The organism is Mesorhizobium sp. ISC11 (genome assembly GCF_037162595.1).
Taxonomy (GTDB): Bacteria; Pseudomonadota; Alphaproteobacteria; order Rhizobiales; family Rhizobiaceae; genus Mesorhizobium; species Mesorhizobium ciceri.
Genome location: NZ_JAVSPW010000001.1, coordinates 5,522,819 through 5,541,715, shown reverse-complemented (window position 1 = coordinate 5,541,715; position 18,897 = coordinate 5,522,819). Strand labels below are relative to the sequence as shown.

The following is an 18,897-nucleotide window of genomic DNA, read 5'->3' as shown; positions in this document are numbered from 1 at the left end:
TCCTTCGTTTGAATTGAAAGGAATTGAGGCGTCGGACTGTCCGAAACGTCTAATCCCTCCGCCGGTACAAACCGGATCAGGTTCAGCGGGTTGGCGAGACTGCCTCTCAGCCGGTCCGCGAAGATCGCGTCCGGCACCCCGTTAGAGCGTTTCGACACATAGGCCGGGCCGATCCGCCATGCAAGCGGGAGTTTGCCGCCTTCCGTTTCCCGTGCCGGGCTGGTAAGGGCCACACGATATGAGCACATTCACCATCCTGCTTGGCGGCGATCTCATCCGTACGCCACGGCTCGACCGTCAGGTCAAAGGCTCCCGCGTCATCGCCGCCGACGCCGGCATCGGTCATGCGCGGTTGCTGGGTCTCGTGCCGGAGCTGTGGGTGGGTGATTTCGATTCGGTGCCGGCCAACCTGCCGGACGATCTCGCTTCCGTGCCGCGCCGGACCTTCCCGGCGGAAAAGGACCAGACCGATGGCGAACTTGCCGTCGCCGCGGCACTGGAGCGCGGCGCGACCCGCCTGGTGCTGGCCGGCGCCTTTGGCGGCAAGCGCGCCGACCACGCTTTTCTGCATCTGTCGCTCGCCCTGCGGCTGGCGGAGGCGGGAACGGACGTGCTTTTGACCAGCGGCGCTCAGGAAGGCATCCCCCTGCTGCGCGGAACGGCCGGCTTCGACTATGCCGACGGCACGCTGTTCTCGGTGCTCGGCTTTTCCGAGCTCGACGGCCTGACCGTCACCGGCGCCAAATGGCCGCTCGCTCACGTCAAGGTGGCGTTCGGTTCGTCGCTGACCATTTCCAACGAGGTCAAGTCCGACAAGACCGGGGGCCGCCTCGAAATCGCGCTCGGCCATGGCCGCGCGATGCTGCTCGCTCATCCCTATCCCTTACCTGAAAGCTGACATGGCCCCGCCCCTTCTCAACCTCGACGGGATAAAACTGACCTTCGGCGGCACGCCGCTGCTCGATGGCGCCGCCTTGACGGCTTCGGCCGGCGACAAGATCGCACTGGTCGGCCGCAACGGGTCCGGCAAGTCGACCCTGCTGAAGATCGCCGCCGGCCTGATCGAGCCGCAGGACGGCGAAGTGTTTCGCCAGCCTTCGGCGACCGTCCGCTATTTGCCGCAGATGCCCGACATGGAAGGTTTTGCCACTGTCCGCGCCTATGTCGAGGCCGGGCTTGGCCCCGCCGACGATCCCTACCGCGCCAGCTATCTGATGGAGCATCTCGGCCTGTCGGGTGAGGAACGTCCGAACGACCTGTCGGGCGGCGAGGCGAGGCGCGCCGCCCTTGCCCGCGTCATGGCGCCGGAGCCCGATATCCTGCTGCTCGATGAGCCGACCAACCATCTCGACCTCTCGGTCATCGAATGGCTGGAAGAAGAACTCATCCGCACCTCCTCGGCGCTGATCGTCATCTCGCACGACCGCCGCTTCCTCGAACGCGTGTCGCGCGCCACGGTCTGGCTCGATCGCGGCCAGACCCGCAGGCTGGACAAGGGCTTCGGCCATTTCGAGGAATGGCGCGACCTGGTTCTGGAGGAAGAAGAACGCGAGCAGCACAAGCTCGGTCGCCAGATCGTTCGCGAAGAGCATTGGCTGCGCTACGGCGTGACGGCGCGGCGCAAGCGCAACATGCGCCGGCTTGGCGAGTTGCAGACCATGCGTCAGCGTTTTCGCGGTCATCGCGGGGCCGAAGGGTCGGCGACCATGGTGGCGAGCGACGCCACCGAGTCCGGCAAGCTGGTGATCGAGGCGAAAAACATCGAAAAGAGCTTTGGCGATCTCACCGTGGTCAAGGCGTTTTCGACCCGCATCCAGCGCGGCGATCGCGTTGGCCTGGTCGGGCCGAACGGCGCCGGCAAGACCACGCTCTTGAAAATGCTTACCGGCGAGATGAAGCCGGACGCCGGTTCGGTGCGGCTCGGCACCAATCTGGAGATCGCAACGCTCGACCAGAAGCGTGAGGCGGTCGACCCGCAGGAGACGCTGGCACAATATCTCACCGATGGGCGCGGCGAAAACCTCGTCATCAATGGCGAGCAGCGCCACGTGGTCTCCTACATGAAGGATTTCCTGTTCAAGCCGGAGCAGGCGCGCACGCCGGTGCGCGAGTTGTCCGGCGGCGAGCGGGCGCGGCTCCTGCTGGCGCGCGTGCTGGCGCGGCCCGCAAACCTTCTGGTGCTCGATGAGCCGACCAACGATCTCGACATGGAGACGCTTGAACTGCTGCAGGAACTGGTCGCCGGTTTCGCCGGCACCGTCATCCTGGTCAGCCACGACCGCGATTTCCTCGACCGCACCGTGACCAGCCTGATCGCGCCGGATGGTGAAGGCCGCTGGATCGAATATGCCGGCGGCTACTCCGACATGTTGGCGCAGCGCGGCGGCACGAAGCTGGACGACCGCAAGGCGCGGGCGAGAGCCGAAAATGGCGAGGCGCCCGCGTCAGGCAAGAGCGAAGCCGCCGCGCCAAAAGTGCCGGCGAAGAAACTGTCGTTCAAGCAGAAATTCGCACTGGAATCCCTGCCGAAGAAAATCGAAGCTGTGATGGCCTCTATCTCGCGGCTGGAGAACAACATCGCCGATCCGGCCTATTACGAGCGCGATCCGGCCTCGTTCCAGAAAACCATCGCCGCCCTCGACAAGGAGCGCGCCACGCTGGCCGCGCTCGAGGAAGAATGGCTGGAACTGGAGATGTTGCGCGAGGAGATGGAGGGGTGAGGAGTGTTTCGGCCGTAGGCCGATCAATCGACGACGATTTGTCGATTGAAGCGACGAACGCCCGGAGCCATAGCGAAAGGGGCCGAGCGCCCCTACCTGCAGCTAGAACCGCCTGATTGCCTCCATACAGAAATGCGCATATATTATGCGCATGTTGCGGAGGCTGTTATGCGCAAAATTGCCTTGAGTGCGACCCGTCAGCCAGCAAATCTGTCGATCGATTCGAACCTCATGAGGGAAGCCAAGGGACTTGACGTGAATGTCTCGCGCGCTGCGGAGGCCGGCATCGCGGAGGCGGTAGCTGCCGAAAAAACGCGGCTGTGGAAGCTTGAGAACCGCGCCACGATGGACGCGTGGAACGACTATATCGAGAAACATGGCATCCCGCTGGAAGAGTACCGGCAGTTCTGATGCCCCGCTATGATGTCTTCGCCGGTCGCATCGAAGGCAGCTATGTGCTCGACGTTCAGTCAGAGCTTCTCGGCAATTTCAAGACGCGGGTGGTCGTGCCGCTTCTGCCGGTCGCAATGGTGCCACCGCCGATGCGAAAGCTTCATCCGATTTTTGAGATCAACGGTCGAAAGCTCGTTATGGCAACACACCTGGTTGCCACCGTTTCGGCCAGCGAATTAGGCGAAAGTCGGCTGAACCTGATGAAGCACCACGACGACATCGTCGCTGCGCTCGACATGCTGTTCCAGGGCTTCTGAACGGCGGCTACAGCGTTCTCAGCCTGCCGTCTTGGCCTGCCAGGCCTTGATTGCCTCGTCGAACACCTTCTCTCCGGGAATGCCCTTTTCCATGGTCAGCAACGCCCGCCGTCCGGTCTTGTAGACCACCGGCACGTCGATCCAGTCCTGGCCGCGCAACAAGGTCATGTTGGCGTCTTCGTCGGCCTTGGTGTCGTTGAGCGCGACGAGGAAGAAGCCGTCGGCGATCTTGGCCGGAATGCCGATCAGCGGGCTGCCGGCATCCTGCTCCGAAGCCTTCATGGCAACGCGCAGGATGTTGTCGACACCGCCGCCCTCGAAGCCGTCGGGCGTCAGGAAGATCATCTCGATGATATGGCTGGCCGGCAGCGTCTGGTCGGTGTTGCGGCGGATGGTCATGCGCAACTGGATGTCCTTGCCGGGAATGGTCGCCTCGGCGCGGATCGCCGGCTCCGGCGGCAGGTCGCCACCGGGCGATTCCTGCACCAGCGACCAGACGATGTTGCCGGGCTCGGCGGAGCCCTGGGCGGTGCTGGTGCGCTCCTCATAGAAGATCGCCTTCTGGCCGACAGGCAGGGCGGCTTCCGCAGGCGCAGCCGCCGGGGCGGGCGGCGCGGCACCTGCCGGTGCTGGCGGCGTGCCGGCAGCACCGGCCGGCGCTGCAGGCGCTGCTCCGTTGGCAGGCGGCGTTGCGGGGGCGGCATCTGTCGCCGGAGGCGTAGTCGCGGCAGGCGTACCGGCGGCCGGTGCGGAAATCGCCGGTGCGTTCGTGGCCGAGGGCGGAGTGGTCAGCGCCGCGACCGATTCGCCTTCGCCGATGCCGCTTTGGCCACCGGCCGGACCCGGGTCGACTTCACCACCCTGCGGTGTCAGCCGCTGGGTGTATTTCGTGCTTTCGGCTTCCGTGCCGCCAGCCGCGGGCGCCGGCGGCGCTGCCGCGGCATCGGTTGCCGGCTTGGCCGGCGCCGGCTTCACGGGTTCGGTTTTCGCTACCTGATTGCCGCCAAGCCCCAGCATCTTGCCGAAGGCGTCCTTGTTCAGCCAGATGCCATAGCCGCCGCCGGCAACGACCAGCAGTGCGACGACAGCCGCGATCAGCCCGCCATAGCTGCGCTTGCGCTCGGCGGGACGCAGGCGCTGGAAGGTGTCCTGTACCGGCTCTTCATTGTCTTCGTTGCTGGAAAAGACATCGGCCTCGTCGTCCGCCTCCTCGGCGTTCATGCCTGGAAGAGGCGTGTCGGCGCGAGCCGGCTGGGCAGGCGCCGGCGTCGATCTTTGCCAGCTTGGCTCGACCTTGGCGGCAGGCGGCGGCGCGGGTTGATAGAGCTCGGGCTTGGCGACGGGCGGTGCCGGCCAGGCCGATTCCGCCTTCGCCGGCTGCCTCGTATGGCTTGGCTGGTTCTTGTTGCGATCGATCGACGAAAAGATGTGTTCCAGCTCCGCGAGCGGGTCGGTCTCCGGCACGCTCCTGGCATAATCGCGCTCGACGCTTGTAATGGCGTCTTCCAGCGAACGCATCTGCGTGGCTATGGCTTCGGGAGCCCACGGCGGCGAACGTTCACCAAGCTTCTTCGCCAGCATGGTGCGAACGCTGGCATAGATGCGCGTACGCTTTTCCGGCGTCTCGTCGCCATGCTTGTCGAGCGCGTTTTTCAGAATAGCAACGAAATCTGCCATGCTTCAGTCGACCTGTATTTTGCTTCCGCGCCGGCCCCCACAAATCAGCCGCGATGCCCGGAAAGGCTTCAGAAACTAGTCTTGAAACGGATCGGTCACAAGTATCGTGTCGTCGCGTTCCGGGCTGGTGGAAAGGAGCGCGACCGGTGCGCCGATGAGCTCCTCGATGTAGCGGACATACTTGACCGCCTGGGCCGGCAGATCATTCCAGCTGCGCGCGCCGGCAGTGGTGCCTTTCCAGCCCTCGAGCGTCTCGTAGACCGGTTCGACACGTGCCTGCGCGCCCTGGCTGGCCGGCAGATAATCGATCATCTCGCCGTCGAGACGGTAACCGGTGCAGACCTTGATCTCGTCCAGCCCGTCAAGCACGTCGAGCTTGGTCAGCGCGATGCCCTTGATGCCGTTGACCGCGACGGCCTGGCGCACCAGCACCGCGTCGAACCAGCCGCAGCGGCGCTTGCGACCGGTGACGACGCCGAATTCATGGCCGCGCGTGCCGAGGAATTCGCCGACCTCGTTCTTCTGCTCGGTCGGGAACGGACCCTCGCCGACGCGTGTCGTATAGGCCTTGGTGATGCCGAGCACATAGCCGATGGCGCCCGGGCCAACGCCGGAGCCGGCGGCAGCCTGTCCGGCAACCGTGTTCGACGAGGTCACGAACGGATAGGTGCCGTGGTCGATATCGAGCAGTGTGCCCTGCGCGCCCTCGAACAGGATGCGCTCGCCAGCCCGGCGCTTGTCGTCGAGGATCTTCCAGACCCGGTCCATATAGGGCAGGATGTCGTCGGCGACCGAGGTTAGTTCCTGCATGATCGCGTCATGCGTGACTTCCGCATGACCAAGCCCGCGACGCAGCGCATTGTGGTGCGTCAGCAGCCTGTCGACTTTCAAGGGCAGTGTTTCCAAATCCGCCAAATCCATCACCCTGACCGCGCGCCGGCCCACCTTGTCCTCATAGGCGGGGCCGATGCCGCGACGGGTCGTGCCAATCTTCGTCCCGGAATTGGATGCGGCGTCCTCACGAAACCCGTCCAGCTCTCGATGCAGGGACAGGATAAGCGCTGTGTTTTCGGCTATTTTCAGGCGATCCGGCGCTACTTCGACACCTTGCGCCTTGAGTTTTGCCACCTCGGCGACGAAAGCGTGCGGGTCGAACACGACGCCATTGCCGATGATGGACAGCTTGCCCTGGCGCACGACGCCCGACGGAAGCAACGACAGCTTGTAGACCTTGCCGTCGACGACCAGCGTATGGCCGGCATTGTGGCCGCCCTGGAAACGCACCACGACATCGGCGCGCTCCGACAGCCAGTCGACGATCTTGCCCTTGCCTTCGTCACCCCACTGCGAGCCGACGACCACCACATTGGCCATGTTTCTTTTCCCTTGAGACGCCGCCAAGCGGCTTGAATATGGTTCGAAACGACAGGCCTCTATAACGTCAAGACCTCACGAGCGCGACCTTTCTTTGCCGTCGAAAATGCCCTGAGGCACAACAATTTTCGGCTTTGACATCATTTACTTGGGCGAGCGAGGGCAATAGGCCGGCAAACACCGCAGCTCCGGCGACTGGAATCCCACGATGCATCGAAGCGCCTACATATTCCTGCTGCTCACCACCTTGCTTTGGGGTGGAAATTCGGTGGCCGGCAAGCTGGCGGTCGATCACGTCTCGCCGATGACGCTGGTCTTCCTGCGCTGGGTGCTGGCCGTGGCGATCATGCTGCCCATCGGCTGGAAGACCATCCAGAAGGACTGGCCGGTAGTCCGCAAGCACTGGTTCGTGCTGGTCGCCCTCGGCGCCAGCGGCTTCACCCTGTTCAACACCATCTTCTACACGGCGCTCAACTACACGACAGCGATCAATGTCTCGATCGAACAGGCAGCGATGCCGATCCTGATCATGACTGCCAATTTCGTCTTCTTCCGCCTGCGCGTGAACTGGGCGCAGATTGTCGGCGTCGTGCTGACCATCGCCGGCGTGATCCTCACCGCCTGCCATGGCGACCCGCGCCGGCTGTTGACGCTGGAACTCAATTTCGGTGACGCCATCATGCTGGTCGCCGTCTTTCTCTACAGCGGCTATTCGGTCGGGTTGCGGCTGAAGCCGGTGATGCACTGGCAGAGCCTGATGCTGGCCCTGTCGGTTTCGGCACTCGTCACCTCGTTGCCGTTCTTCCTGTGGGAGGTCCTCGCCGGCAAGGTCATCATGCCCGACGCGCGCGGCTGGACCGTCATCGTCTATACGGCGATCGGCGCATCGGTCGTTTCGCAGATCTTCTACATCAGGGGCAACGAGCTGATCGGCGCCAACCGCGCCGGCCTGTTCATCAATCTGGTGCCGATCTTCGGCACGCTGCTGTCGGTGCTGATCGTCGGCGAGACGTTCCAGCTCTATCAGGCGCTGGCCTTGGTGCTCGTGCTGGGCGGCATCGGGCTTGCCGAATACAGCGGGCGCAAGATGGCGGTGGCGGACCACCGCGGATGACATTTGGCGGCTGACGCCCTCCGCCGTCGCGGTAATCACGCGAACGGCCTGGACTTCGCCAATGGCGCGGAAACAGCGGCATGAATCCTGCCGCGTCCCCTACTTGGAACATTTCACCTCCAGCGGAGTTTGAACGCCAGGGAGGCGACATGATGAGCCACAACCCTCGCAGCACGGCAAGCATTGCTGGTCACCCTATCCACCCGATGCTGATTCCGTTTCCGATTGCCTTTTTTGTCGGCACCTTCGTTTGCGACCTTATCTTCTGGCGAACAGCCGATCCCGGATGGTTCACCGGGTCGCTTTGGCTTCTCGGCGCAGGCCTGATCATGGCTGCCCTGGCCGCGCTTGCTGGCTTGACGGACGTTCTCGGCGATGTTCAGGTCCGCAATCTCACGACGGCATGGCTCCATGCCGGCGGCAATGTACTCGTCGTGTTGATCGAGCTTTACAACTGGTACTCGCGGTATGCCGGCGGAGCGGCGGCCGTGATGCCAACCGGCATCGTCCTATCGCTGATCGTGGTTCTCATCCTGCTGTTTACGGGCTGGAAGGGCTGGGAACTGGTCTACCGACATCGCGTGGGTGTCTCCGATGGCTCGGACGAGTTGACATGAACCGGCCGCCGCGGCGGCCGGCGCCAACGAGGTGGGTCGGAGACCGCCTGTCCTCAATCACATCGCGTTGACGTCGAACTGCAGCCGCTTGGCCGAGTCGATCGACTTGTGCGCCTTGACCTTTTCCAGCACGGCTTCCGGGAACGGCGCGTCGAGATAGAGCAGCGCTATGGCATCGCCGCCCGGCCGGTTGCGGCCGAGCTGGAAGTTGGCGATGTTGACGCCATTCTCGCCGCAGACGGTGCCGAGCAGGCCGATGATGCCCGGCGCGTCCGCATTGGTGGTGTAGAGCATGTGCTGGCCGACCTCGGCATCGAGGTTGATGCCCTTGATCTGGATGAAGCGTGGCTTGCCATCCGAGAAGCATGTGCCGGCGATCGAGCGCGTCATGTGCTCGGTCTTCACCGTCAGCTTGATATAGCCGTCGAACACGCCCGACTTGTCGCGCTTGACCTCGGCCACGATGATGCCGCGCTCCTTCACCATGATCGGCGCCGACACCATGTTGACGTCCGAGACCTGAGGCCGGATCAGCCCGGCGAGTGCTGCACTGATCAGCGCGCGCGTGTTCATCGTCGCGGTCGAGCCGTCGAACAGTATCTCCACCTCCTTGATCGGATCCTCGGTGACCTGGCCGACAAAGGCGCCGAGCACCTCGGCGAGCTTGACGAACGGCTTCAGCCGCGGCGCCTCCTCGGCGGTGATCGACGGCATGTTGATGGCGTTGGAGACGGCGCCCTTGATCAGATAGTCGGCCATCTGCTCGGCAACTTGCAGCGCGACATTCTCCTGGGCCTCCGTCGTCGAGGCGCCGAGATGCGGCGTCGCCACCACATTCTCCATGCCGAACAGTTCGTTGTTCTCGGCCGGTTCGACCTCGAAGACGTCGACGCCAGCGCCGGCCACCTTGCCACTCTTCAGCGCTGCGACCAGATCGGCCTCGACGATCAGACCGCCGCGCGCGCAATTGATGATGCGCACGCCCTTCTTCATCTTGGCGATCGCCGCGGCATCGATGATGTTGCGCGTCTTGTCGGTCAGCGGCGTGTGCAGGGTGATGAAATCGGCGCGGGCGAACAGCTCGTCGAGCTCGACCTTGTCGACGCCAAGCTCCTCGGCACGGCTGTCCGACAGGAACGGATCGAAGGCGATGACGTGCATCTTGAGGCCAACGCCGCGCGTCGCGACGATCGAACCGATGTTGCCGCAACCGATGACGCCCAGCGTCTTGCCGGTTATCTCGACGCCCATGAAGCGGTTCTTTTCCCATTTGCCGGCATGGGTCGAGGCGTTGGCTTCAGGGATCTGGCGCGCCAGCGCAAAGATCATCGCCACCGCATGTTCGGCTGTGGTGATCGAGTTGCCGAAGGGCGTGTTCATCACGATGATGCCCTTGCGGCTTGCCGCCGGGATATCGACATTGTCGACGCCGATGCCGGCGCGGCCGATAACTTTGAGATTGGTAGCGGCGTTGATCAGCTTTTCGGTGACCTTGGTCGCCGAGCGGATGGCGAGGCCATCATACTGGCCGATCACTTCGGCGAGCTTATCCTTGTCCTTGCCGAGATCGGGCAGATAGTCGACCTCGACGCCACGATCCTTGAAGATTTGCACGGCGGTGGGGGAGAGTTTGTCTGAGACGAGAACGCGGGGCGCCATGGCGGCCTCCTTGAAATGGATTTGATCCTGATGGGAGTGGGCGGCCCGAAGGCCGCCGCGAACGATCTCAGGCCGCCGCTTTGAGCGACGCCTTCTGTGCGGCGAATGCCCAGTCGAGCCAGGGCAGCAACGCTTCGAGATCCGACGTCTCGACCGTCGCGCCGCACCAGATGCGCAGGCCGGGCGGTGCGTCGCGATAGGCACCGATATCATAGGCGACGCCTTCCTTGTCGAGCACCGACACCAGCCCCTTGGCGAAGGCCGCCTGCCCGTCGGCATCGAGTGCGGACACGTCCGGATCGGTGAAGGACAGGCAGACGGACGTGTTCGACCGTGTCGCCGGCTGGACGGCGAGATGACCGAGCCAGGAGGACTTGCCGACAAAGCGATCGAGGACGGCCGCATTGGCATCCGCCCTGGCGATCAGCGCGTCGAGGCCGCCGGTCGACTTCGCCCAATTGAGCGCATCGAGGTAATCCTCGACGCACAGCATCGAGGGCGTGTTGATGGTCTCGCCCTTGAAGATACCTTCGATCAGCTTGCCGCCTGAGGTCAGGCGGAAAATTTTCGGCAGCGGCCATGAGGGCTTGTAGGTTTCCAGCCGCTCGACGGCGCGAGGCGACAGGATCAGCATGCCGTGAGCGCCCTCGCCGCCCAGCACCTTCTGCCAGGAGAAAGTGACGACATCGAGTTTTTCGAAGTCGAGCCTCTGCGCGAATGCGGCGGAAGTCGCATCGCAGACGGTCAGGCCCTTGCGGTCCGCGGGAATGAAATCGCCGTTCGGCACGCGAACGCCCGACGTGGTGCCGTTCCAGGTGAACACCACATCGCGGTCGAAATCGATCTTGGTGAGATCAGGCAGCTCGCCGTAGCCGGCTTCGATCTTGCGCACGTCGGCGAGCTTCAATTGCTTGACCACGTCGGTGACCCAGCCGGAACCAAAGCTCTCCCAGGCAACCATGTCGACGCCGCGCTCGCCGAGCAGCGACCACAGCGCCATCTCGACCGCACCGGTGTCCGACGCCGGCACGATGCCGATGCGGTAACCCGCCGGGACCTGGAGAATCTCGCGCGTCAGCTCGATCGCCTGTTCGAGCTTGGTCTTGCCGATCTTGGCGCGGTGGGAACGGCCGAGCGCAGCATTTCTTAGCGCCTCGACCGACCAGCCGGGGCGCTTTGCGCAGGGACCTGAGGAGAAATTGGGGTTTGCCGGACGGAGTCCGGGCTTCGTATGCGTCGTCATCGTGGTCTATCCTTCCAGATAGTGGCCCCTCGTTGGGGAGGGGTGGCCCACGGACGGCGATATTCGTTCGGGCTTCAGGCGTCAAGAGGAAAGTTTTTGTCGTTGCCGGGATACCGGCGATCCCCGATCAGGATGTCGTGACTTCAAACGCAAACGACGGACCCCATGATCCGCCGTGCTGGTCCTCGTACTCGCCGCGCCTACCAGAGATCGTAGCGCAGCCCGACCTTGACCTGATGATAATCGAGGCCCTTTTTGAACTCAGGGTTGCCGACAGCGTCTGCTGTCACGTATTTCGCGGAAGGCAGAGCCGTGTATTGATAGCCGACATCGACTGCAACATTCTTGCTGACCTGATAAGCAAAGCCGGCGCCGAGCGTATAGGCGAAGCTGAACTGCTTCTCCGACTGCGTCGTCCCATCATAGCCGTTTGGATCGTCGCATTCAAAGATGGTCGTGGTTGTACCTGATGTTGTCGATGAATTCTGACAGTTGCGAGCGCCTTGAGCGTACTTGTAGGTGCTGTACGCTATGCCGACACCGCCTCCGACATAGGGCGTGAAGCCGACATAAGTGCCCAGGTCGACAAAGGCGCTGGCCATCACATCGTAGGCCTTGTTGTTGCCGTCGTTGGAGCCTTCGCATCCACGGGTGCTTGGGCCGGCGAACGCGCTTGTGCTGCCACCGCTGGTGACAGTCACCGTCTGCGTTCCATCGCAAGTACTGTCGAATTTGCTGGCGAATTTGCTTGTCGGCAGCAGACCGAAATTCAATTCACCGCGGAAGTAATCGTTGAAATGATAGCCCATACCTATCGAACCAGACAGCGGGCTGGTGTCCGTAACCAGACCGGCCGGAGTTTCCGAAAATTCATAGGGCTTGTTGAAGGCATAGCCGAGATCGCCGCGCAGATACCAGCCGGAGCCGACCTCGACCGGGACGTAGTCGGGCGCCTGGTCGACATAGATCGGCGGATCGTAGTCGGCCGCGTGCACCGGCGTCAGCGGCAGGAGGGCTAGTGCACCGAGCGCCAGCGCCATACGCGATGTAAGTTTCATGGTCCCCGACTCCCGAATTTGGCGCAGCCCGCAATCGCAGCGGCAGCCATCGTTTCAAGAAGCATTGTTAACCATAGTGGTTAAGTGCCGGTTAAGGCTAACAGAGCGTTAGCGAATTCATTTCCCCTGTCGATTCCAGGCGGCCAACGAAAAACCGCCCGACTGAGGCCGGGCGGTTTGTGAAGAATTCAAGTAATGTAGATGCTGTTACTTGGTGTAGATCGGCTCGGGTTCGGGCTGGTAGGCAACGACCGGCGCGGCGCAACCGTTGTTGCCACCGAACTGGTAACGCAGGCCACCGCGCACTTCGTGTGTGTTGATGCCACGATCGAAGCCGGGACCGGAGCTGGTGATGTTCCAGTCGAACATGCGGCCGCCCTGGATATGGGAGAAGCGGTAGCCGGCATCAAGAATGATCTTGTCGGTCAGGCAGTACGAAGCGCCGGCCATCAGACCGTAGGCGAAACGCCAGCTTGATCTGCCGGGATTGAACTCGGTGGTGTTCGGGTCGTAGACATCATCCCACTTGACGCGGGCGCCGCCGATGCCGGCGCCAACGTAAGGCGTGATGCCGTGATAGGTGCCGAGATCGACATAGGCATTGGCCAGCAGCAGCAGGGCGCTCATCTTCGATACTTCGGTCGAAGTACCGTTGATGTCCGAGGTGCCGCCGTTGAAGTTCGACTTGAACCAATAGTCGGCGGTCAGGTCGGTCCGGAAGTGATCGTTGATCTTGTAGCCGACGCCGGCGCCGAGCGAGAACCCGCCCTTGAGCTTGCCGAAATCGAAGCTTCTGGTGCCGGGCGTGACCGTACAATTACATTGATCGATGGTGTAGGTCATATAGTCGATGCCGCGCACGGTCGACTTGTGATAGTCGATGTCGCCGCGGATATACCAGCCGCCGACTTCTACCGGCTGCTCGTAGACGGCCTGAGGCGGAGCCTCTTCGACGATCGGTTCCGGCAGGTCGGCCGCGAACAACGGCCCCGCCAGGCCTGCGAACAGTAAGGCGAGCAGGGCCTTTCTTGCTGTCTTGAACATGCTTGTCACCCCTGAGAAGCTCGGAACGGCGAACCCGCCCGAAATGCGATTGGCTTTCAGTCGTGGATAATGAATTGCAAAGGTTAAAAGGCGTTTAACCCTGTTGCTTAACCACGAATCTCGAAACTTCTGGGAACCGGTGCGAGATTTCCGAACAGCGAACAGACTGGGAGCCGACAAGAAAAAGCCCGCCGAAAGGCGCGCCTTGGACAGGTTCAGGCGACGACGTCCTGCCGGGCGCTGTGGGGCTCAGGCGGCGCTGCGCGTTTCCGAGATGATGTCCACGATGCCATTCACCACGGACTCGACCAGTTGCGGGTCGTCGCCCTCGGCCATCACGCGGATCAGCGGCTCTGTCCCGGATGGCCGGATAACCAGCCGTCCGGTCTTGCCGAGCCGGTTACGCGCGTCTTCGATGGCGGCCTTGACCGGCGCCTCCTCGAGCGGCTTGCCGCCGGAAATGTGAACGTTCTTCAGGAGTTGCGGCACGGGTTCGAATTTCTTCGACAGTTCGCTGACCGGCCGGCCCTGCCGCTTGATGCAGGCCAGCACCTGCAGCGCCGAAACCAGGCCGTCGCCGGTGGTCGAAAAGTCGGACAGCACGATATGGCCCGACTGTTCGCCGCCGACATTCAGCCCGTGCGCGCGCATATGCTCGACGACATAACGGTCGCCGACCTTGGTGCGGTGCAATTGCAGCTTCATGTCGCCGAGGAAGCGTTCGAGGCCCAGATTGGACATGACGGTTGAGACGACACCGCCGCCGGCAAGCCGCCCGCTCTGGTGCCAGGATTCGGCGATCAGCGCCATGATCTGGTCACCATCGACGATCGCGCCGTTTTCATCGACGATGACGACGCGATCGGCGTCGCCGTCGAGCGCGATGCCGATATCGGCGCGCACTTCGTGCACCTTCTTTTGCAGGCCGGCCGGGTGGGTCGAGCCGCATTCCTTGTTGATGTTGAAGCCGTTGGGCTCGACATTGATGGCGACGACTTCGGCGCCCAGTTCCCACAGCGCCTCGGGCGCCACCTTGTAGGCCGCGCCATTGGCGCAATCGACGACGATCCTCAAGCCCGCGAGCGACATCGAGCGCGGCAAGGTGCGCTTGGCGAATTCGATGTAGCGGTCATGCACGCCGTCGACGCGCTTGGCGCGGCCAAGCCCGTCGGAATCGGCGAGCGCCAGTTCGATATCCTTGTCGAGCATGCTCTCGATGCGCTCCTCGATCTCGTCGGAGAGCTTGTAGCCGTCGGGTCCGAACAGCTTGATGCCGTTGTCGTAATAGGGGTTGTGCGAGGCCGAGATCATGACGCCGATATCGGCGCGCAGCGAACGCACCAGCATGGCGACAGCCGGCGTCGGGATCGGGCCGAGCAGGAACACGTCCATGCCGGCGGCACAAAGACCGGCGACCATGGCATTCTCGATCATATAACCGGAAAGCCTGGTGTCCTTGCCGAGCACGACACGATGTCGATGGCTGCCGCGCTGGAAGGAAAGGCCGGCGGCCATGCCGACCCGCATCGCGATTTCAGCGGTCATCGGAAACTTGTTGGCGCGTCCGCGAATGCCGTCCGTGCCGAAATAATTCCCTGCCATGCCAGTCAGCTTCCTCGACGTTTCTTCCCCGGCACGTCATGCCACAAGTGGCCAGGGCGCTATGATCACATTGTGCGATTATACGTTACCAATCCTTAGAAAACCATTGTTGTGCACTGCACACAACGTGGCCGCAACCTGACATGCCCAGACTGCCATGCTGCAATATACAAGTCATTCGAGCCTTTCAGCGCGGATGCACCAGGAAAATCTTGCTCTGAACCAGGCAACGGACAACGATTTCATCACCTTATCGGGAGAAGCCGATTTTCGGCGATATATACGCCACTTAGCATCTGGCGCAACCGACCGTTGAGCGTTATTGATTTGCAGGGACGTATCATGGGCTGCTGCAACGGAGAAACGCTATGCTCATCCACCGACTTGCCACTTTGACCGGCCTCGCCGTCGCGACCTTGTTCCTGGCCGCGCCAGCCAACGCACTGACGATGGCCGAGTGCAGCACGAAGTATAACGCCGCCAAGGATGCGGGGACACTGGCCGGAGCGACCTGGAACCAGTTCCGCAAGGCTCAGTGCGGCACCGACGCCGCAGCGACGACCGACGCCAAGCCGGCCGATGCCAAGAAAGCGACCAACACCACGAAGGCTGCCGCGGCCGACGACAGCACGGCCAAGGGCCTGACGGCGAAGGAATGCAGCACCAAGTATCAGGCGGCGAAGGCTGCCGGCACGCTGAACGGCATGAAGTGGAACGACTTCCGCAAATCCGAATGCGCCGCCGGTGCATCCGCCGCTGCCGCCGCCAAGCCGGCGACCACCAAGGCCGCCGCGGCTCCCGCCGCTCCCGCAGACAATGGCGGCAAGGGCCTGAGCATGGCCGAATGCAGCACCAAGTATCAGGCCGCCAAGACGGCCAACACGCTGAACGGCATGAAGTGGAACGACTTCCGCAAGACCGAGTGCGGCGCAGCCGCCTCGGATGACGACACCGTGCCGGCCGCCGACGAGGCGAGCTACACCAAGGAGCCGGCGAAGCCGACGACGGCTGCGCCCAAGGGCGTCACCTTCCCGTCCGCGATCTCGCCGAAATATACCAGCGAGACCCCCGGAAAGGGCCGCATGCACACCTGCCTCGACCAGTACTATGTCCTCAAGGACGCCAACGCGCTCGGCGGCCTGAAGTGGATCCAGAAGGGCGGCGGCTTCTACAGCCTGTGCAATGCCAAGCTGAAGGGCTGATCGCTTAGCCATAGTCTCCAAACAAAGGCCCGCGCATCGCAAGATGCGCGGGCCTTTTTTGTTGCGCGAAGACGCACACTGCCTTGCTCGCATCTGCATGTCGCCGGCTGCCGGCATCATCAATTCGCCTACACTGCCCACCGCCAAGCTCATCGGTAGTCCGTAAAGATTCTGGTTGAACATATAGAGAACAAACCATATACAAATAGACGTCAAACTTATTATCAACCAGGAGGGTCTTATGCACGGTTTGAAATTGGCGGTATTGGCTGCGACCGCATTTGTCGCTTGGAGCGTCGCCCCCGCAAGCGCACTGACGATGAAGGAATGCGGCGAGACCTATCGAACAGCCAAGGAAGGCGGCACTCTGAACGGCATGGACTGGACGGCTTTTCGCAAGGAGAAGTGCGCGACATCAGCAGCGGACAGTGTCAGCGAGGATACGGTCAAAACCGAGCCGCAGACGAAAAAAGAAACCAGCGCGGCGGTCGCCCCCACTGTAGCGCCCGCGGGCGTGGCATTTCCGACCACGCTGGCCGCCGAGTTCAAGACCGAAAAGCCCGCGAAGGCGCGCATGAAGACCTGTCTCCAGGGCTACCATGGCAACAAGGACGCGGGCACGTTGAACGGCCTTCGCTGGATCCAGAAGGGCGGCGGTTATTACAGCCTGTGCAATGCCAAGCTGAAGAGCTGAGCGACAAGACATCTGAAGAAGAGAAGGCCTGCGAACCGCAGGGTTCGCGGGCCTTTTTGTTGCCTTCGAGGGCACGCCAGCGGCGACGTTGCCAATCTCCCCCTTGTGGGGGAGATTGGCTATCACCTAGGCTTTCGCCAATCGTCACCGTCGCAGATGCGAGGTCGCGGACAACTCCTCCCCAACGCCAAAAACAAAAAACGCCGCGGAGCAAGCCGCGGCGTTCGATGAAATCGGTGGCCGAACTCAGCTCGACGGCTGTGGTTCCATACCGCCTTCGGGCTCAGGACCCTTCTTGCGGCGGCCGCCGGACTTCGGCACGGCCGAGCCTCGACTTGGCGGCGTATCGTCGCCGAGGTCGCGTGCGGGCTTGTGGCCGGCGATCAACTGCTTGATCTCCTCGCCGGACAGCGTCTCGTATTCCAGCAGGCCCTGCGCCAGCGCGATCCATTCCTTCTTCTTCTTGGTCAGGATGGACTTCGCCGACGAATAGGCCTCATCGATCAGGCGGCGCACTTCGGCGTCGATGATCTGCGCCGTTTCTTCCGAGACGTTCTGCGTGCGCGCCACCGAATGGCCAAGGAATACTTCTTCCTGGTTGTCGCCATAGGCGACATGGCCGAGCTTGTCGGAAAAGCCCCAGCGCGTGACCATGGCACGCGCCAGCTTGGTCGCCTGCTCGATATCCGAAGAAGCTCCGGAGGTGATGTTCTCCTTGCCGAACTTGAACTCCTCGGCGACACGGCCGCCCATCATGATGGCGAGCCGCGAGATCATGTATTTGTAGCTCATCGAATAGCGGTCGCCTTCGGGCAACTGCATGACCATGCCGAGCGCACGGCCGCGCGGGATGATGGTGGCCTTGTGCAGCGGATCGGCCGACGGCACGTTGAGCGCGAGAATGGCGTGGCCGGCCTCATGGTAGGCGGTCAGTTCCTTCTCGGCCTGCGTCATGGCCGACGAGCGGCGCTCGGCGCCCATCATGATCTTGTCCTTAGCGTCCTCGAATTCAGCCATGGTGACGAGGCGCTTGTTGCGTCGCGCCGCCATCAGCGCGGATTCGTTGACGAGGTTCATCAGGTCGGCGCCGGAGAAGCCAGGCGTACCGCGCGCGATCACCTTGAGGTCGACATTGGGCGCCAGCGGCACGTTGCGCACATGCACCTTGAGGATCTTCTCGCGGCCGACGATGTCAGGGTTCGGCACCACGACCTGGCGGTCGAAGCGGCCTGGCCGGAGCAGCGCCGGATCGAGCACGTCGGGCCGGTTGGTGGCAGCGATCAGGATGATGCTTTCGTTGGATTCGAAACCGTCCATCTCGACCAGCAGCTGGTTCAGCGTCTGCTCGCGTTCGTCATTGCCGCCGCCGAGGCCGGCGCCGCGATGACGGCCGACTGCGTCGATTTCGTCGATGAAGATGATGCAGGGCGCGTTCTTCTTGGCCTGGTCGAACATGTCGCGGACGCGGCTTGCACCGACGCCGACGAACATCTCGACGAAGTCAGAACCGGAAATGGTGAAGAACGGCACATTGGCTTCGCCGGCAACCGAGCGCGCGAGCAGCGTCTTGCCGGTTCCCGGAGGGCCGACGAGCAGCACGCCGCGCGGAATCTTGCCGCCGAGCCGCTGGAACTTCTGCGGATCGCGCAGGAACTCGACGATCTCTTCCAGATCTTCCTTGGCTTCGTCGACGCCGGCAACGTCCTGGAAAGTGACGCGGCCATGCGCTTCGGTGAGCAGCTTGGCCTTCGATTTGCCGAAGCCCATCGCGCGGCCGGAGCCGGACTGCATCTGGCGCATGAAGAATATCCAGACGCCGAGGATGAGGATCATCGGCAGCCAGGAGATCAAATAGCCGAACAGCGAATTGGAACCGTCCGTTTCAGGCCGTGCATTGATGGTGACGTTCTTGTCCTGCAGCCGCGAGACCAGCGAAGGATCGCCGGGCGAATAGGTCTGGAAACCGCTGGAATTGTCGGTGTAGGTGCCGCTGATACGAGCGCCAGCAATGGTCACCGTCTTGACCCGCCCCGCCGCGACATCCTGCAGGAACTGCGAATAAGGCACATCGCTGGAAGCCCCTCGCGTCTGCGGCGTCTGGAACAGATTGAACAGGGCTATGAGCAGGACCGCTATGATCGCCCAGAGCGCGAGGTTGCGATAGTTCGGATTCATCAATTGTC

Annotated in this window: 16 protein-coding genes and 1 riboswitch; of the genes, 8 read left to right on the top strand and 8 right to left on the bottom strand. The window is 62.7% G+C overall.

What is annotated here, in order from left to right; genetic code table 11:
• Nucleotides 1–36: 36 nt before the first annotated feature.
• A riboswitch (TPP riboswitch) is annotated at nt 37–151 on the bottom strand.
• A gap of 87 nt (nt 152–238) precedes the next feature.
• From RPF88_RS26755 to RPF88_RS26740, 4 genes are all read left to right on the top strand, one after another.
• Nucleotides 239–898, top strand: coding sequence for a thiamine diphosphokinase (locus RPF88_RS26755; protein ID WP_027162509.1), 660 nt, complete (start codon nt 239–241; stop codon nt 896–898).
• A 1-nt stretch (nt 899) separates the two neighbouring features.
• The gene (locus RPF88_RS26750; RefSeq protein ID WP_013529166.1) at nt 900–2,720 is read left to right on the top strand and encodes an ABC-F family ATP-binding cassette domain-containing protein; all 1,821 of its coding nucleotides are present in this window, start codon (nt 900–902) and stop codon (nt 2,718–2,720) included.
• A gap of 168 nt (nt 2,721–2,888) precedes the next feature.
• Nucleotides 2,889–3,131, top strand: a complete 243-nt coding sequence (locus tag RPF88_RS26745) for a type II toxin-antitoxin system CcdA family antitoxin (protein WP_063170355.1) — start codon at nt 2,889–2,891, stop codon at nt 3,129–3,131.
• Complete coding sequence (locus RPF88_RS26740; protein WP_337123487.1) at nt 3,131–3,430, top strand: CcdB family protein; 300 nt, start codon at nt 3,131–3,133, stop codon at nt 3,428–3,430. The genes RPF88_RS26745 and RPF88_RS26740 overlap by 1 nt, the downstream gene beginning before the upstream one ends.
• 18 nt (nt 3,431–3,448) lie before the next feature.
• Here RPF88_RS26740 and RPF88_RS26735 read toward each other — a convergent pair whose 3' ends face one another.
• Complete coding sequence (locus RPF88_RS26735; RefSeq protein WP_337123486.1) at nt 3,449–5,107, bottom strand: hypothetical protein; 1,659 nt, start codon at nt 5,105–5,107, stop codon at nt 3,449–3,451.
• Between the two features lie 75 nt (nt 5,108–5,182).
• A complete protein-coding gene (locus tag RPF88_RS26730; protein WP_024502931.1) occupies nt 5,183–6,481 on the bottom strand; it encodes an adenylosuccinate synthase in 1,299 nt (432 codons plus the stop codon).
• 208 nt (nt 6,482–6,689) lie between these two features.
• Between RPF88_RS26730 and RPF88_RS26725 the strand changes: the two genes are divergently transcribed.
• Complete coding sequence (locus tag RPF88_RS26725; RefSeq protein ID WP_127369780.1) at nt 6,690–7,595, top strand: DMT family transporter; 906 nt, start codon at nt 6,690–6,692, stop codon at nt 7,593–7,595.
• Nucleotides 7,596–7,747: 152 nt separating this feature from the next.
• Complete coding sequence (locus RPF88_RS26720; RefSeq protein WP_127366078.1) at nt 7,748–8,212, top strand: DUF2231 domain-containing protein; 465 nt, start codon at nt 7,748–7,750, stop codon at nt 8,210–8,212.
• 57 nt (nt 8,213–8,269) lie between these two features.
• Here RPF88_RS26720 and serA read toward each other — a convergent pair whose 3' ends face one another.
• The 5 genes from serA to glmM all read right to left on the bottom strand — a co-directional run bounded on the left by serA (nt 8,270) and on the right by glmM (nt 14,818).
• Nucleotides 8,270–9,871: a phosphoglycerate dehydrogenase gene (gene serA, locus RPF88_RS26715; protein ID WP_024502929.1), complete on the bottom strand. Its 1,602-nt coding sequence runs from the start codon at nt 9,869–9,871 to the stop codon at nt 8,270–8,272.
• A 67-nt stretch (nt 9,872–9,938) separates the two neighbouring features.
• Nucleotides 9,939–11,114 carry a phosphoserine transaminase gene (locus RPF88_RS26710; protein ID WP_013529158.1) on the bottom strand — a complete coding sequence of 392 codons (1,176 nt, stop codon included), beginning with the start codon at nt 11,112–11,114 and terminating at the stop codon, nt 9,939–9,941.
• A gap of 200 nt (nt 11,115–11,314) precedes the next feature.
• Nucleotides 11,315–12,172: an outer membrane protein gene (locus RPF88_RS26705; RefSeq protein WP_013529157.1), complete on the bottom strand. Its 858-nt coding sequence runs from the start codon at nt 12,170–12,172 to the stop codon at nt 11,315–11,317.
• A 207-nt stretch (nt 12,173–12,379) separates the two neighbouring features.
• Complete coding sequence (locus RPF88_RS26700) at nt 12,380–13,216, bottom strand: outer membrane protein (RefSeq protein ID WP_027162513.1); 837 nt, start codon at nt 13,214–13,216, stop codon at nt 12,380–12,382.
• A 249-nt stretch (nt 13,217–13,465) separates the two neighbouring features.
• Entirely contained in the window at nt 13,466–14,818 is a 1,353-nt protein-coding gene (gene glmM / locus RPF88_RS26695) for a phosphoglucosamine mutase (RefSeq protein ID WP_127267139.1), read from the bottom strand.
• A 368-nt stretch (nt 14,819–15,186) separates the two neighbouring features.
• On the opposite strand from glmM, the gene RPF88_RS26690 reads away from it, so the two are divergent.
• Nucleotides 15,187–16,020 carry a hypothetical protein gene (locus RPF88_RS26690; RefSeq protein ID WP_337123485.1) on the top strand — a complete coding sequence of 278 codons (834 nt, stop codon included), beginning with the start codon at nt 15,187–15,189 and terminating at the stop codon, nt 16,018–16,020.
• 241 nt (nt 16,021–16,261) lie between these two features.
• Nucleotides 16,262–16,714 carry a hypothetical protein gene (locus RPF88_RS26685; protein ID WP_337123484.1) on the top strand — a complete coding sequence of 151 codons (453 nt, stop codon included), beginning with the start codon at nt 16,262–16,264 and terminating at the stop codon, nt 16,712–16,714.
• A gap of 246 nt (nt 16,715–16,960) precedes the next feature.
• Here RPF88_RS26685 and ftsH read toward each other — a convergent pair whose 3' ends face one another.
• Nucleotides 16,961–18,889: an ATP-dependent zinc metalloprotease FtsH gene (gene ftsH / locus RPF88_RS26680; protein ID WP_013529152.1), complete on the bottom strand. Its 1,929-nt coding sequence runs from the start codon at nt 18,887–18,889 to the stop codon at nt 16,961–16,963.
• Between the last annotated feature and the right edge of the window lie 8 nt (nt 18,890–18,897).

What these genes read in the sequence shown, in the direction of transcription:
- ftsH (WP_013529152.1), bottom strand. Translation starts at nt 18,889, where the DNA reads ATGAATCCGAACTATCGCAACCTCGCGCTCTGGGCGATCATAGCGGTC.
- RPF88_RS26720 (WP_127366078.1), top strand. Translation starts at nt 7,748, where the DNA reads ATGAGCCACAACCCTCGCAGCACGGCAAGCATTGCTGGTCACCCTATC.
- RPF88_RS26725 (WP_127369780.1), top strand. Translation starts at nt 6,690, where the DNA reads ATGCATCGAAGCGCCTACATATTCCTGCTGCTCACCACCTTGCTTTGG.
- RPF88_RS26705 (WP_013529157.1), bottom strand. Translation starts at nt 12,172, where the DNA reads ATGAAACTTACATCGCGTATGGCGCTGGCGCTCGGTGCACTAGCCCTC.
- serA (WP_024502929.1), bottom strand. Translation starts at nt 9,871, where the DNA reads ATGGCGCCCCGCGTTCTCGTCTCAGACAAACTCTCCCCCACCGCCGTG.
- RPF88_RS26750 (WP_013529166.1), top strand. Translation starts at nt 900, where the DNA reads ATGGCCCCGCCCCTTCTCAACCTCGACGGGATAAAACTGACCTTCGGC.
- RPF88_RS26685 (WP_337123484.1), top strand. Translation starts at nt 16,262, where the DNA reads ATGCACGGTTTGAAATTGGCGGTATTGGCTGCGACCGCATTTGTCGCT.
- RPF88_RS26690 (WP_337123485.1), top strand. Translation starts at nt 15,187, where the DNA reads ATGCTCATCCACCGACTTGCCACTTTGACCGGCCTCGCCGTCGCGACC.
- RPF88_RS26735 (WP_337123486.1), bottom strand. Translation starts at nt 5,107, where the DNA reads ATGGCAGATTTCGTTGCTATTCTGAAAAACGCGCTCGACAAGCATGGC.
- RPF88_RS26730 (WP_024502931.1), bottom strand. Translation starts at nt 6,481, where the DNA reads ATGGCCAATGTGGTGGTCGTCGGCTCGCAGTGGGGTGACGAAGGCAAG.
- RPF88_RS26710 (WP_013529158.1), bottom strand. Translation starts at nt 11,114, where the DNA reads ATGACGACGCATACGAAGCCCGGACTCCGTCCGGCAAACCCCAATTTC.
- RPF88_RS26700 (WP_027162513.1), bottom strand. Translation starts at nt 13,216, where the DNA reads ATGTTCAAGACAGCAAGAAAGGCCCTGCTCGCCTTACTGTTCGCAGGC.
- RPF88_RS26745 (WP_063170355.1), top strand. Translation starts at nt 2,889, where the DNA reads ATGCGCAAAATTGCCTTGAGTGCGACCCGTCAGCCAGCAAATCTGTCG.
- RPF88_RS26740 (WP_337123487.1), top strand. Translation starts at nt 3,131, where the DNA reads ATGCCCCGCTATGATGTCTTCGCCGGTCGCATCGAAGGCAGCTATGTG.
- RPF88_RS26755 (WP_027162509.1), top strand. Translation starts at nt 239, where the DNA reads ATGAGCACATTCACCATCCTGCTTGGCGGCGATCTCATCCGTACGCCA.
- glmM (WP_127267139.1), bottom strand. Translation starts at nt 14,818, where the DNA reads ATGGCAGGGAATTATTTCGGCACGGACGGCATTCGCGGACGCGCCAAC.